The following is a 14,622-nucleotide window of genomic DNA, read 5'->3' as shown; positions in this document are numbered from 1 at the left end:
GGGCCCCTCACGCTCCCTTGAGGAGGAGGGAGCGGTGCGTGGTGAACTCCGCGTTGGCGCGGTCGTAGTCGTCCGGCCGTCCGATGTCGAGCCAGTAGCCGTCGAACGCGTAGGCGTGCGGCGGGGTCTCGGTCTTCAGCAGGTCGAGGACGAGCTCGTCGAAGCCGAGCGGCAGGCCGGGCGTGTAGGAGGCGAGCGTGTCGCGCGAGAGTCCGTACACCCCCATGGAGACGCGGTAGTCGACGCTCGGCTTCTCCGTGAAGGCGACCACGCGCTCGGAGTCGGTGGTCAGCACGCCGAAGTCGATGCGCACCTGACGTGCGTACGTGGCGATGGTCAGCGGCGCCCCGGACGTGCGGTGGCTGTTCAGGACGTCCGCGTAGTCGAGGTCGGTGAGGATGTCGCCGTTCATCACGAGGAAGTGCTCGGGCAGCCGGTCCATCATGGTCAGGAGCGGGCCCATGGTGCCGAGGGGGCTGTCCTCCGTGGAGTAGCCGACGCGCAGGCCCCAGCGGGCGCCGTTGCCGACGTACGCGCGGATGATGTGGCCCAGGTGGCCGATCGCGATGGTGCAGCTGGTGAAGCCGGCGCTCGCCAGTTGGCGAAGGACGATCTCCAGGATGGCGTGCTGGTCGCCGATCGGGACGAGCGGCTTGGGCAGCGCGGTGGTGTACGGCCGGAGCCGGACGCCCTTGCCCCCGGCGAGAATGACTGCGTGCATGGTTGTCTCCCCTGTGAATGACCACACATGGTCACGTGCCCGAATACGCGGAACAGTTGACGACTCGTCAGAGACGGCCGGCTGCGGCTCAGATGTTGTAGATGTCCGTCTTGTAGCGGGCCAGGTTGGCCGGGTCACGGAAGAACTCGACGGTGCGCGCCAGACCCTGTTCCAGGTCGTGCCCGGGCGCCCAGCCGGTGGCCGCGCGCAGTCGGCTCGCGTCGGCGACCAGGCGCATCACCTCGGAGGCGGCGGGACGGATGCGCTGTTCGTCCTCGCGCACGTCGAGGTCGGCCTCCATCACCTTGCCGATGAGCCGCACCAGGTCGCCCACGGAGATCTCGCCGCCCGTACCCGCGTTGAAGGTGCGGCCCACGACCGCGTCCGCGGGCGCGGTGCCGACGGCGATGAAGGCCTGCGCGGTGTCGGCGACGAAGGTGAAGTCGCGGGTCGGCCGCAGGTCGCCGAGGGTGATCTCCCGTGATCCGGAGGCCACTTGGCCGATGACGGTCGGGATGACGGCCCGCATCGACTGGCGCGGCCCGAAGGTGTTGAAGGGGCGCAGCGTGACCACGGGCGTCTCGAAGCTCGCGTGGTAGCTGTCGGCGAGCCGGTCACCGCCCGCCTTCGATGCGGCGTACGGGGACTGGGTGTTGATGGGGTGGTCCTCGGTGATCGGCACGGTCTGCGCGGTGCCGTACGTCTCGCTGGTGGAGGTGTGCACCAGGCGGGGGATCTCCAGGTGGCGCACGGCTTCGAGGACGTTGAGCGTGCCGGTCACGTTCGTGTCCACGTAGCTGTGCGGGGCCTGGTAGGAGTACGGGATCGCGATGAGCGCGGCCAGGTGGTAGACGGTCTCGGCGCCGGTGACCAGGCCGCGGACCGAGCCGGGGTCGCGTACGTCGCCGAGGACGATCTCGACCTCGGCGAGCACCTCGGGAGCGAGGGTCTCCAGCCAGCCGTAGGAGGAGAAGGAGTTGTACTGCGCCATCGCGCGGACCCGGTGGCCCGAGGCGACGAGCGCCTCGGTGAGGTGCGAGCCGATGAAGCCTTCGGCTCCGGTGACGGCGACGAGTGGTGCGGATGCCATGAGTGCTCCTGATGCTGGGACGGTGACGGTGACGAAGGTGGTGCGCCGGGCGGGGGCAGGGCCCGGTGGACGTGGCGCCGGACGGCGCGGGCCGGCTCAGGCGTGCGCCGTGGGCCTGCCCAAGTGGTGGACGGCGACGGCGACGAGCGCCGACGCGGCGGCGCCGCAGCCGATGAGTTGCGCGGTGGGCGTCGAGACGGTGCCGGTGAGCGGCAGTGCCGTCGCGAGGGCCGCGGCGACCAGGCAGGGTGCGGCGGACGGCCAGGCCGCGCCGAACGCCTGGAGGAGCAGCGCGGTCCACAGCACGGCCCCGAGCAGGAGGAGCCGGGTCGCGCTCGCGCCGACGAGCGCGGCGCCCAGGGCGAGCGGCACGAGATAGGCGGTGCCGCACACGGCGAGCGCACGCGCGGAGCGCAGCCTGAAGCCTCTGGGGGTGGTCGAGGCGTGCAGGGCGGCCACGGCGAGCCCGCGGTAGCGGTAGAGGAGCCACTCGGCGAGGCCCATGCTGAGCGTCAGCACGATGACGGCGTACGGCTCCTGTTGTCCCGCCACCGCGGTCAGCACACCGGCCGCGAGCCCGAACAGGCCGTACGGAAGCGAGTGCGCGAGGCGTGGCGCGGGGCCAGGCACCGGGGTCGCCCGCAGCGCCGAGCGCAGGGCGTGTCCCGCGGCGGCCGTCGCGAGCAGGACGGTGAGCAGCGGCAGCCCGATGCGCAGGAGTTGCGGCGGCTGCCACCACGGCAGGGCGGCCGCGCCCGCCACGACCGGCAGGAGCGCCGCCGCGAGGATCTTCTCGCGGCCGAGCACCAGGAGCAGCCCGGCCGCGGCGAGGTAGCAGGACTGCCCGACGGCGAACAGCGCGGCCGCTCCCGGGCCCGCGACCAGCAGGCCGGTGAGCGAGGCGGCCACGATGCCGAGCGGCGCGCCGGCCAGCAGGGTGCGCCCCGCCTCGTGCCGCCCTGTCGCGAGCCTGCTGTACGCGCGGTGGCTCAGCGCCTGGGACCAGGCCCAGGACACCAGGGCGGCGGCGATCAGCCCGTACAGCCCGGAGGCCGGCCCCCAAGCGCCCTGCGCCAGTACGTATGCCGTGCCGGGAAGCGCGAAGAGCAGTCCGCGCAGGGCGCAGCGCAGGTGGTCGGGGCGCCAGGGGTCGGGCGGCACAGGCGGCTTCGGATGGCTGCGCGGTACCCGCCGGAAGACGGCGTCGGCCAGCAAGAACAGGTCGGGGTGCCCATAGGTCTCCTGGATCCTGTCGCCGGTCAGGCCCTGGGATTCCAGGAGCGCGGCGACTTCGTAGGCGTGCACGGCCGCGCCCGCCTCGTCGGCGAGCTCGGCGGCGAGGAGGTCCACGGGGTCGTCGGCCCTTGCGGGGCGCAGCGCGACGCCGGGCCGCGTGCGGGGCCGGTTGTCGAGAGGGCCGGTGCGGGGCGGACGCGCCAGGCGCAGGGCGAGGGTGTCGTCGGCGCCGTACGTCTCGCCGTGCTCCGCGCCGCGGGCGTGTACGCCGCGCGGCCTGAGAGGGAGGGGGCCGCTCATCCCGCCACCTCGCCGGAGAAGGTGATGCCATGGCTCGCGAACTCCGCCTGCTGGAAGCCCTGTTGACCTGGCGTGGCCAGCTCTTCGTAGATCGAACGGAACGCGTCGACCGTCTGACGGAGCGTGAACTGCTCGATCACGCGCAGCCGGGCCGCCTCGCCCATCGCGGCGCGGCGCGCGGGGTCGCGGAGCAGTTCGACGACGGCTCGCGCCATGGCCTCCGGCGCGCGCGGCGGCACCACGAGCCCGGTGGGGCCCACGGCCTCGCGCACCCCGCCGACATCCGTGGAGACCGTGGCCCGCCCGCAGGACATGGCCTCGATCAGGGTGAAGGGGAAGCCCTCGCTGATGCTGGACAGCATCACCACGTTGCCCGCCGAGTAGGCGTCCTTGATGTGCTCGACGCGGCCCTCGAAGACCACCGCGTCGCCGTGGCCGAGCTCGGCGGCCAGGGCTTCGCAGCGCTCGCGGTAGGCCTCGCCGCCGCGCGGGGTGCCGCCGAACAGGCGCAGCCTGGCATCCGGGATCTCCTGCCTGACCAGCGCGAAGCAGCGGATCAGGGTCTCCAGGTCCTTGATGGGGTCGACCCTGCCCGCCCAGCTCAGGGTGGGGTTCAGCGGTTCGGGACCCGCGGGCGGGAAGGCCTCGGGGTCCACGCCGTTGTAGACGGTGCGGATGAGGGAGCGCTCCGCGCCGCCGCGCTCCTCCCAGAGGCGGTTGTAGCGGTTGCCCGGGGTGATCAGGGAGGCCTGGCGGTACGTTTCCTCGGCGAGCAGCCGGAAGAACCCCAGCAGCAGGGCCTTGACGGGCCAGCTGTACGGTCCCGTGCGATAACCGAGGTAGCGCTCGCGCAAGTACACGCCGTGCTCGGTCAACAGCAGCGGCACGCCGTGCAGTTGGCGTCCCACCAGGCCGGGCATGGCCGCTATGCCGCCGCTCACCGCGTGTGCGACGCCGCTCTCCGGAGGCCGGGCGGCGAGCGGGCGCAGCGCGTGTTCGAGCAGGCTGGTGGCGGTGACCGCGTCGTGCAGCGTCGGCCGCGCCTCGGCGGTCGCGCGCCCGGGGACGTTCCACACGGAGGTCAGGACGTGCACCGCTCGGTCGGTGCGCAGCGCGGGTGCCAGGGCGCCGTCGCGGGCGTGCCGGGCGAGGTCGTGCAGCGCGGGGGCGAAGCCGTCCTCGGCGCCCGGGTCGAGCAGAGCCGTCAGGAACTGCTCGTAGGAGCCGAGGAGTTGGCGCCTGCGTCGGCCGCGCGGGGCGTGTCCGGCGGGGGTCGGGCCCCACATGGGCAGACAGACGGGCTCGTCGACGTTCGGCGGCAGCTCCCAGGCGAGGCTCTCGCGGCCGGTGCCGGTGACGGCGAGCACACCGAAGTCGATGTCGGGCATGCCCCGGACGAGTTGGTCGCACCAGACGCTGACGCCACCGTGGCTGTGCGGGTAGGTGCCTTCGGTCAGCAGGGTGACGCGGGGCCGGGCGGGCCGGTGCGACGGAGCGGGGAAGGGTGCCGGTATCGGCACGGGCGAGGACGAGTCGGACATGGTGGGGCTCCGCGGGTGAGATACGAACGCGAGGGAGCCGACGGCGACGCCCGCCCCGGTGGTCCGGGGTGGGCGCGTTCCGTGAACGGCGGCATGCGGGTCGTACGGGCGCGGGGGGATGGTGGTGCGGTGTGGCCCCTGATCGACGGGGCTGGGGAGGCGACTTCTCGGGCCCGGTGGCCGGCCGGGAGGGGCCGGCCGGCCACCGGGGGCGACCGTCGGGTCAGCGCCGGGCCGGCAGCGCGCGCGGCGTGTGGCCGTCGGTGCCTGGCTTCACGTATGTGGCGGCGCCGGACGGCACGGGCAGTTTCCTGGCCGCCTTCGCGATGTCGGGCTCTCCGGCCGCCTTGGCCAGGGCCGGCGTGGACGGAAGGTTGAGCGTGACGCGGCTCTGGAGGAGCGCCGGGGACACCCAGCCGGAGGTTCTTCCCGCGTAGGCGGAACCGAACGGGTCGGTACCCAGCAGGAGTTGCCGCACGGTACCGGTGGGCATGGTGGCACGGACCGCCACGCCCGCCGGGGCCTGGACGGTCACCTTGGCGCCGATCCGGTAGGCGGTGACGCGGCCCGCCTTGACCGCCGTGTCCCAGGCCGCGCGGGAGCGCAGCTCGCCGCCGATGTCGGCCATCCGCAGGTTGACCACGGGGGCGTTGTCCGCGAACAGCTCGCCGTACGCGTCGAGGACGGATCCGAGCACGGGGTACGCGATGCGGTCCTCGGCGAGGTTCGACTGGTGGATGAAGTGCGGCCTGGGGTCGTTCGCCAGGACGTGCCCCATCGCGATCGTCGACTCCACCGGCACGATGTGGTCCTGGTAGCCGGTGGCGGGGTCGAGGGGGGCTTCCAGGCAGGTGGCGACGGAGGAGTTCTCACAGACACCGCTGCCGCCGTCCGCCTTGCGGGTGTAGATCCAGTTGTACTCGTCGATCTGCTCGCTGGTGCGGCCCGCGTTGTAGAAGACGTTCATCGGGAAGCGCGGCACGGTCAGGGCCGCGCCCACCGGGCGCTGCCCCCGGTCCCGGGAGTTGTCCGAGCCGAGCCAGGTCACGCCGTTGTCCCGCAGGGCGGGGCCCAGGTTCGGGTTGTCGTCGGGCTGCTGCGGAAGGACCTTGAGGCCCGAGTGTTCGCCGGTCACCAACTCGTCGTTGTCGAGCGGGAGTCCGGCGCGCTGCCCCCAGTTGCGGTTGTCGGAGATCTGCTGGGAGATCTCCGATCGCGAGACGTAGCGTGTGCCGCCGTCCGCGTTCTTCGCGCACACCCACGGCACGACACTGACGTCCTGGACGCAGCCGAGGAAGGGGTGGTTGTACGTGTGGTTGATCCAGCGGTGCTCGCCCCGGTCGGCGATCAGCCGGTCCGCCAAGGGGTCGGCGCCGCCGTTCTCCTCGCGGAAGAGCTCGCTGCCGCCGCCGTTGAAGGCCATGTCGAGCGGGAACTTGCGCCCCTTGGACCACTGGGCCGCGTAGGCCGCGTCGTCGGCGGTCATCCGGATCGGGTCGGGTGTGCCCTGGCCCGGCGGGCAGTCCACGTCGCCGGGGGTGCAGTTGAGCTCGCTGTCCCAGCGGTCGTCGGCCCCGAAGACGTCGTCGACGTGCACGGCGAAGTAGTTGCGGGACGAGCCGAGCTGGACGCCCTGGGTCATCCAGTCCACGATGCCGCGGGCGAGGAGCCGGAACTGCTGCTGGTGCTGGTTGTAGACGAAGGTCACCACCAGCTCGCGCCGCCCGTCGTGGCGGTACTCACCGACCAGTGAGCCGCGGTCCGAGGTGCCGGGGATCGGCGCGTCCACGTAACTCGTGAAGTCGGCGCCCGGCGCGGGCTCGGCCAGGAAGCCGTAACTCTCGTTCGTGGCGGGGGCGTTGTCCTCGAAGGGCACCTGCCCGGCGAGGTATCCGAAGGGTCCGCTCCTCCCCGACGCGGTCACCTGGGCCCGCACCCCGTCGAGCGGACCGCTGAACTCGGGTGTCCGCAGTCCCGCTTCGGGCCTGGCGTACGTGTAGGCGTCGACCTGCGGGATGGCGTAGGTCTGCTCGTAGGAGGCGAGGGCGGCCATCTCGGCCGAACCGGCCGCGAACGGGTTGTCGTTGGGCAGCACGACGGCCTGGAACTTGGCGCGCGCCCTGCCGTCGACGGTGTCCGCAAGGAACGCGGCGTCGATCTCCGGTCGTCCGCTCTGCCGCAGGTCGACGGTCGTGTACGGCGTGCCCTGGCCGTCGAGTTCGGCGGTGATCGCGGCGGTGGCGGGGCCTCCGTCGGTCACCACGAGGATGCGTAGGTCGATGCGTGGCAGCTCGGCCGCCGATGCCGGGCTGCCGGGCAGCGAGAGCGCGAGAAGCAGAGCGGTGGCGCCGAGAGCCGCCGCTCGTGCGGTGTGATTCATGCGGTGCGTGGTCCCCTCCACGGTCGGGCCGAGGGGGTGTCTCCACCCCACGGCCCGCCCCCCAACGACACGCTCACACATCGCAGTGTGTGTCCGCGTCGCTCTGACGCGTCACATAGTGCGGCCCACCTGTGGGGTCTGTGCGGATTCTGTGAAACCTGGCGGAAAAAAGATGGCGAACCCTTAGCGGTACGAAATGAGCGTCACGGGACACGAGATGACACACCGGAGCAGGGCGCTCCGGGACGTCGTGGCCGCTCAGAGGGGTCGTAGATCCCCGAGCACCAGATAGATGTCGAGCACACGCACCGGATCTGGGCCCGCCCGGCGGACACCGGAATCGAATGCGCTCCGAACCGCGCCGATTCAGCCAAACGATCCGGGCCCGCATCGCGGCACCTTCCTCCGGAAAGCGCGTTCTGACCTGCACGGCAAGCGCGTTCCATGAACATCGGGGGGCGCAATTCAGGGCGTGATGGGGGGCGCGCGAGGGGGCGCTCTTGCATTCTCGATGCGCCCTGGGGGGCGGACGGTCGAGACCGGGGGCGAGAGGTCGGTGGGAGCGAGAGGTCGGGGGCGCCGAGGACGAGGGCGTTGAGGACGGGGCGTCGAGGACGAGCAGCGTGGACGCGTCGGCAACGCGTCGGCGCTGAGGTGGTGACAGGCGCTGAGGTGGTGACACGACCAATCCAGCACACGCCCGCCGTCGAATCCCCCGTGTCCGCATGGGTTTGTGAGGGACCCGGACGCACGGAGGTGGCGGCGGATGTCGGAGATCCCGGCGGAATGTCGAGGCGCGAGCCCCTCCGCCCGAACGGGCGGGATGTCGGGGCGCGAGCCTCCTCCGCCCGGACGCTGCCGTCGCCACCTCATCCCCCGCCAGGGGCGCGCGCCGGTGGCGCGCGTTGCGCCAAGCAGGCCCTTCTCACCCACCCATGAGGGAGTCGAGCAATCCATGTGCCCTTCGGTGCCGGATACCTCATGTGATGAGAGAGCGAGAAGTCCTAAGGCGACCGGTCGACCGGTGGCGTGTCCCGGCAGGTGCCCTGAGCGGGCTGCTTGCGGGGTTCGCCGCGCTCGCGGTCGCGGAACTGGTGTCCGCGGCGGTGCGGCCCGAGGCCGGCCCGGTGGTGGCGGTCGGGGGCGCGGCGATCGACCGCACCCCCGCGCCGGTCAAGGACTGGGCCATCCAGCAGTTCGGGACGAACGACAAACTCGTCCTGCAGTCGGGCATCCTCGCGGTGCTCGCCCTGCTGGCGGTCGTGCTGGGGCTCCTCTCCCTGCGCCACCGCCTTCTCGGTGCGGTGGGAGTGCTGCTCTTCGGGGTGATCGGTGCGACGGCGGCCACCGGCCGCCCCGACTCCACCGGCTTCACCGACGCGCTGCCCTCGATGGCGGGGGCCGTCGTCGGTGCCGCGCTGCTGTACTGGCTCGCGGGCCGCCTGGCCCTTCACCCCGCGGGCAGGGTTTCTGAGCCGACGTCAGTGCCAGACGAGCCGACGCCAGCGCCAGACGAGCCGACGCCAGCGCCAGACGAACGGACGTCAGCGCCAGACGAGCCGACGCCAGCGCCGGACGGCGTTGATCGGCCGGAGTGGGATCGTCGAGGGTTCATCATCGCGGCCGGCGCCGCTGCCGCCGCGTCGGCCGGAGCCGGCGTACTCGGACGGTCGCTGAACGCCGCGGGCGGCCAGGACGCCGTCGCATCCCGTAACCAGATCAAGCTGCCGGCCCCGGCGTCGCCCGCGGACCCGGTGCCCAAGGGCGCGCAGCTTCGAGTGCCCGGCATCAGTCCGTTCGTGACGCCCGGCAAGGACTTCTACCGGGTGGACACCGCGCTCGTGATCCCCAAGGTGAACGCCGGCACCTGGCGCCTGCGCATCCACGGCAGGGGCGTCGACCGGCCGACGACCCTGACCTTCGACGACCTGCTGCGGCGGGAGTTGATCGAGCGCGACATCACCCTGACCTGTGTGTCGAACGAGGTCGGCGGCCCGTACGTGGGCAACGCCCGATGGACCGGCGTGCGCCTGGCCGACGTGTTGGCGGAGTGCGGGGTCGAACCCCCGTCGAGGGGCGGCCCGGCGGACCAACTGGTCGCCCGGTCCGTGGACGGCATGACCATCGGCACCCCCGTCGACGACGTGATGGACGGCCGCGACGCGCTGCTCGCCCTCGGCATGAACGGCGAGCCGCTGCCCTTCGTGCACGGTTTCCCCGTACGCATGCTGGTCCCCGGTCTCTACGGTTACGTGTCCGCCTGTAAATGGATCAAGGACATCGAGCTGACCACGTTCGACGACTACGACCCCTACTGGGTGAAGCGTGACTGGGCCCGCGAGGCGCCGGTCAAGACCCAGTCCCGGATCGACACCCCCAAGCCCTTCGCCCGCCCGAAGGCGGGCACGGTGATGGTCGCGGGGGTCGCCTGGGCCCAGCACCGAGGCATCGACAAGGTCGAGGTCCGCGTGGACGACGGCCCGTGGCAGCAGGCCGATCTGGCCGCGGAGGACACCCGGGACACGTGGCGGCAGTGGTCCTTCCCCTGGCAGGCGACCGCAGGGGGCCACACCCTCACGGTGCGGGCCACCGACCGCACGGGCGAGGTCCAGACCGAGAAGCGGACCCGCACGATTCCGGACGGTGCCAGCGGCCGGCATTCGGTGGTGGTCAACGTCGCCTGACTTCGACCGGCCCAGACACCGGCACCGGCACCATCGGCACCAGCACCGCGATGACTGTGACCATCCCACGATTCACTCGTTTGAACGTGGTCAGGACGCAACGCGTCAGCCTTTGGAAGGCTTTTTGATCAATGAGCACATCGCAACGGCCCTCGTCGAGAGGGTCCGGGCGGGTGGCCCTTGACCAGGCCGAGGCCGTCATCGTCGACCAGTACACCCGGCTCGTACGCCTCGCCTACCTCACCCTCCCCCACTCGCTGGGCAGGCACCGTCGGGTCCTCGTCGCCCACGCTCTGGTACAGCGTGCGCTGCCGGGATTCCGTGTCGGCCGGGCCACGCCCCGCGTGCCCGAGCAGCGAAGGGTCACGCCCGACCCCGTGGTGGCGAGCACACGGGCACGCGTCCTGCGCTCGGCGCTGGCGCACGACCGCCGTCCGCGCGGCTGGCCCGGCTTCCTCCCGCCGCCCCGCGCGCTGCGCCCCATGCTCCCGGTGGTCTGGGGGCTGCGGCTGTTCCCGCGCGCGGGCGGCACCGAGGAGGTCGCTCTGGGGCAGGCACTCGCCGAGGTTCCCGCGGCCGCACGCGCGGCGTTCGTACTGCTGCAGTTGGACGGGCTGTCCCGCTCCGAGGTCGCCGAGTTGCTCACCGCCGCTCAGGTGCCCCAGCCGGAAGAGGCGGTGCACGCTGCCTGTGACGTGGCGGCAACCGCGGGCCCGGCGGCTCAAGCACTGCTGCGTTCAAGGGAGTTCGACGCCTGTTCCGTGCAGACCCGTCCGACCGACCTGCTGCGCCGCAGGCGTCGACACCAACTGGCCTGGCTCACCGCCGGGATCGTTGCCCTGTGCGGTGCGGTGCTCCTGGCGACCGTCGGCGGCACGCCCTCGGGAAGGCCTTCCCGAGCTGCCGACGTTCCCCTCTCCTTCGGCCCCGACGAGTTGCTCCGTACCTCCGGCGACACCTGGGCCGACACCTCGCGCGTGGACTTCACCGCGTGGCCGGCCCGCGGCGCGCGCACCGACGACGAAGCACTGATCACGCGCGCACTCGGCGCCTGGACCGACCCGCCGTCCGGCACCCGGGTCCGCGTCGCGAAAGGGACCAGCGCCGAACCCCCGCCCAAGAACACCCAGTTGCTGTACGCGGATGTCGTCGGCCGGGAGGCGGTCGTGCTGTTCCACGACGGCCGACGTGTGGTCCGCTACGGCGAACCGCTCGCCTCGCCGGGCGACGCGACGCTGGACATCTCCCGTTCCGACGAGGCCGACGTGACCACGGCGGCAGCGCTCGTCGTCAGCCGCGAGGCGGACAAGGTCCGCTACCTGACCGCGCCTTGGATCGCCGAGGCGCGGACGCGCGACCTGCTGGCCCCCGAGTCCCCCGGGCGCCCGCTCGACGTGTCGGACGAGGGCCTCACCGACGCCGTCCCCGAGCCACCGGCCAAGGGCGCGTGCGACAGCCTGCCGGTGCTGCAACTGCGTTCATCCGGCCGCATCGTGGAGAAGCACGCCTTCCTCGTGGCCGACCTGGGCGGCCTCTCTCCCGTGCATCTCAGCTACACCCCACTGCCCGGCACCGGGGCCCCCGCCCGGCAGCCCCGCGAGGCGACCGGCAGCACGGCGCTGCGAAGTTGGGCGCACACCGCGTGCCAACTCCCCGGACTGCGGGAGACCGGCGTACGGGCCGTCAACCAATGGGAGTTCGCCGAGCAGGACCTGCCCGAGCGGGGCGGCCGGGCGGTGTGGTCCTGCACGCGTGCCTCCACCTGGCGCGGCCCCGGCGACGTCCTCGTGCAGTTCCGCACGTCCACGGCGTCCCCCACCGCACCGGCGAAGGTCGTCGGACAGGCACGGTCGACCGCGGCCTGCAGCCGGTTCGGCCAGCACATCGTGGCCGGCACTCCCTGGACGGCGGCCTCCGGGCGCCACTACCTCCTCGCAGCGGGCAGCCGCGAGGTCGAGGGGATCGACGTGATCGGTGACGTGAAAGCGACCGAGCGAGGGCGCACCCTGGCCGTCAAGGCTCCCAAGAACCCTGACGCGACGGTGCGGGCGCGCCTTACGGACGGTGAGAGGCTGGACGAGGTCGGCTCGGGCCCGGTGCGCTAGACGGACGGACGGAGCAGACAGAACGGATGGAACGGACGGAGCCGGCATGCGGCCGGGGGGGGGCGGCCGTGCGGGGGAGTCGGCCGTGCGGGGGCGGGCAGATGGTGGGGGAGATCAGAGACCGAGGCAGCTGCGCGCCGTAGACCAAGCCGCCCGACGGCGCGACTCCGAACCAGCTGCGTCGGCCGCGTCCGCCATAACCATTAGGTCCGCCACGTTAACCATTAGGTCCGCCACGTTCGTGCGGCCGTCACCGACAGTCGAGGAGTCCCTGTGTCCTTTCACGACGGCCAACGACCGGCGCTGATGCTGAGCAGACCGGTCGAGAAGCCACGTGCCGCCGTGCTTCTGCTGCACGGCGGCCGGGAGCACGGGACGGACGTGCCCCCGCCGTGGAATCTGCCGGGCGCGCGGCTGCGTATGTTCGAGGGCGCGATCCGCCGGTCCACGTCCGGGGGCGCGGTGCTGATGGGACGGGTGCGCTATCGCGTCCGGGGCTGGAACGGAGAGCGCGAAGACCCTGCCCAGGACGCTCGCCAAGCCCTGCGTGAGCTGGAACAGCTCACCGGTGACGTACCGACCGTCCTGGTGGGGCATTCGATGGGAGCCCGCGCCGCACTGCGCGCCGCCGAAAACTCGCTGGTCCGAGCGGTGGTCGGCCTGGCCCCTTGGTGCCCCGCCGGGGAGCCGGTGGCGCACCTGCGCGGCCGCAGCGTGGCGCTGTTGCACGGCGACCAGGACCGTACGACCGATCCCGCGTCCTCCCTGGATTTCGCGTCGCGCGCCGAGGCCGCGGGCGCCGAGGCGGCCACCGTGCTGATGCGTGGAAGTGACCACGCCATGGTCAGACGTGCCCGCGCCTGGCACATCCTGACGGCGCGGACCGTGGCCGGGTTCCTGGGCCTCGCCGAGCTACCTGACGCGATCGCCGACCAGCTTCACGGCACGCCCGGCGCGGGGCGGACCAGGTCGCCGTACGACATGCCCTGACAGCCTCACCGCTCGTGGCGCCGCTGACTCCGATGGCTGCTGGCCGCGCCGCCCGCAAGAAGCACACCGCGGATTCTTTCCAAGGCCACCTGAGGCGCCGTAAGTTGGCGTGCGGAGACGATGAGCACGCGTGTGCCATTGGGACGGCCTTACGCGGTAGCGTGGCAGGCATCTCCTCACACCGCCCACTCGGGCAGCGAACCGTCGGCGTACGACCGCCGGGGCCCCGGCCGGTGTGTCCACGGAAGGGAGAGGCGGCATGACCGCCATGTCCGAGAGGCAGCGCGAGGTACGGCTGGCGTCCGCGTTCGTGGATCTCGCCGCCCCCTTGGTGCGCGAAGTGAGCGTGCCCGATGCCCTGCACGCGCTGACCCGACACTGTGTGGATCTGCTGGAGGTGTCGGCGGCCGGGGTCATGCTGGACGTACCGCACGGCCAAGTCGTGGAAGTGGTGGCCTCCGACGAGTACACCCGCTCACTGGAACTGTTCGGCCTCGAATGGGACGAGGGCCCGCTCCTGGACTGCCGTCGCTCCCGGGCACAGGTCCGCGAGTTCCGGCTGGACACCGAGCCCGCCTGCACGCGGTGGCCCCGGTTCACGCCGCGCGCCCTGCTGCTCGGCTTCACCTCGGTCGCGACGGTCCCGCTGCGCTGCCAGGACACGGTGGTCGGCGCCCTGAACCTCCTCCACGACCGGCCGACGCCACTGGACGACACCCGGCTGCGGCTGGCTCAGGCCCTGGCGGACACGGCCACTGCCTGCGTCATCCGCCAGCAGGCCCTGCACGAGCAGCGGACGGAGATCGCACAGCTCCAGGGCGCCCTGGAGTCGCGCATCCTCATCGAGCAGGCCAAGGGATTCCTCGCCAACTCTCGCGGGTGCAGCGCGGACCAGGCCTTCATCCGCATGCGAACGTACGCCCGCAACCGCCGCCTAAAGCTCCCCGACGTGGCCCGCCAGGTCCTGAACGGCGGCGTCGCGGAAACCCTGCTCCGCCCAGAACGCTGAACCACCCGCTTCCGGACACGGGCCTACGCCGCGGGACGCTGAACCTCCTACTTCCGGACACGGGCCTACGCCTCGGAACGCTGAACCTCCTGCTCTCGGACACGGGGTCTCCCGCTTCCGGACGCTGAACCTCCCGCTTCGGGACGCGGGGTCTCCTGCTGTCGAACGCGGGGCCGCCCGCTTCCGTATGTGGCGCCCGCTTCGGGACGCGGGGCCTCCGGCTTCCAGAAGCGAAGCCTCCTGCTTCCGAACGCGGGGCCTCCGCTCCGGGACGCGGGGCCGCCCGCTTCCGTACGTGGGGCCTCCGCTCCGGGGCGCCTAGGCTCCCGTTTCCGGAAGCGGGGCCGCCAGTGACGCCCTGCCGCTCTCAGCCGAGCCCCGGCGACCTCCGCTACCCCGCCACCCACCCCGCCGTCTCACCCACGTGCTCTCTATGTGAGACGGCGTTTCGGGATCTCCGCGGGATGCCTAAGGTGGTGCGCATGTTCGGACCCGCTCGTCAGCTCGCTCTCGCGCTCTTCGCGGCCACGCCGTGGAGCGTCGACGACGCGCTCTGTCGCCGCTGA

The 14,622-nt window shown here is 72.3% G+C and carries 9 protein-coding genes; 4 read left to right on the top strand and 5 right to left on the bottom strand.

Features of this window, described 5'->3' with window-relative positions; all coding sequences use genetic code 11:
- Window positions 1-7: 7 nt before the first annotated feature.
- The 5 genes from ACWD02_RS21960 to ACWD02_RS21940 form a co-directional block, all read right to left on the bottom strand.
- Window positions 8-721 carry a nucleotidyltransferase family protein gene (locus ACWD02_RS21960; protein ID WP_451213257.1) on the bottom strand — a complete coding sequence of 238 codons (714 nt, stop codon included), beginning with the start codon at window positions 719-721 and terminating at the stop codon, window positions 8-10.
- Between the two features lie 88 nt (window positions 722-809).
- The gene (locus tag ACWD02_RS21955) at window positions 810-1,811 is read right to left on the bottom strand and encodes a GDP-mannose 4,6-dehydratase (RefSeq protein ID WP_363207341.1); all 1,002 of its coding nucleotides are present in this window, start codon (window positions 1,809-1,811) and stop codon (window positions 810-812) included.
- 96 nt (window positions 1,812-1,907) lie between these two features.
- Window positions 1,908-3,347 carry a hypothetical protein gene (locus tag ACWD02_RS21950; protein ID WP_451213254.1) on the bottom strand — a complete coding sequence of 480 codons (1,440 nt, stop codon included), beginning with the start codon at window positions 3,345-3,347 and terminating at the stop codon, window positions 1,908-1,910.
- Entirely contained in the window at window positions 3,344-4,888 is a 1,545-nt protein-coding gene (pelF, locus tag ACWD02_RS21945) for a GT4 family glycosyltransferase PelF (RefSeq protein ID WP_451213251.1), read from the bottom strand. Before pelF ends, ACWD02_RS21950 begins: the two co-directional genes overlap by 4 nt.
- Window positions 4,889-5,111: 223 nt before the next feature.
- Entirely contained in the window at window positions 5,112-7,268 is a 2,157-nt protein-coding gene (locus tag ACWD02_RS21940; protein WP_451213248.1) for a hypothetical protein, read from the bottom strand.
- 986 nt (window positions 7,269-8,254) lie between these two features.
- On the opposite strand from ACWD02_RS21940, the gene ACWD02_RS21935 reads away from it, so the two are divergent.
- The 4 genes from ACWD02_RS21935 (at window position 8,255) to ACWD02_RS21920 (ending at window position 14,056) form a co-directional block, all read left to right on the top strand.
- Complete coding sequence (locus ACWD02_RS21935) at window positions 8,255-9,952, top strand: sulfite oxidase (RefSeq protein ID WP_451213245.1); 1,698 nt, start codon at window positions 8,255-8,257, stop codon at window positions 9,950-9,952.
- A 131-nt stretch (window positions 9,953-10,083) separates the two neighbouring features.
- Complete coding sequence (locus ACWD02_RS21930) at window positions 10,084-12,057, top strand: hypothetical protein (RefSeq protein ID WP_451213242.1); 1,974 nt, start codon at window positions 10,084-10,086, stop codon at window positions 12,055-12,057.
- Between the two features lie 273 nt (window positions 12,058-12,330).
- Window positions 12,331-13,047, top strand: coding sequence for an alpha/beta hydrolase (locus ACWD02_RS21925; protein WP_451213239.1), 717 nt, complete (start codon window positions 12,331-12,333; stop codon window positions 13,045-13,047).
- 259 nt (window positions 13,048-13,306) lie between these two features.
- On the top strand, window positions 13,307-14,056 hold the full coding sequence (locus ACWD02_RS21920; RefSeq protein ID WP_451213237.1) for an ANTAR domain-containing protein: 750 nt from the start codon (window positions 13,307-13,309) through the stop codon (window positions 14,054-14,056).
- Window positions 14,057-14,622 lie beyond the last annotated feature (566 nt).

Source organism: Streptomyces sp. NPDC002853, from assembly GCF_053591915.1.
This window is presented reverse-complemented; position numbering and strand designations above follow the sequence as displayed.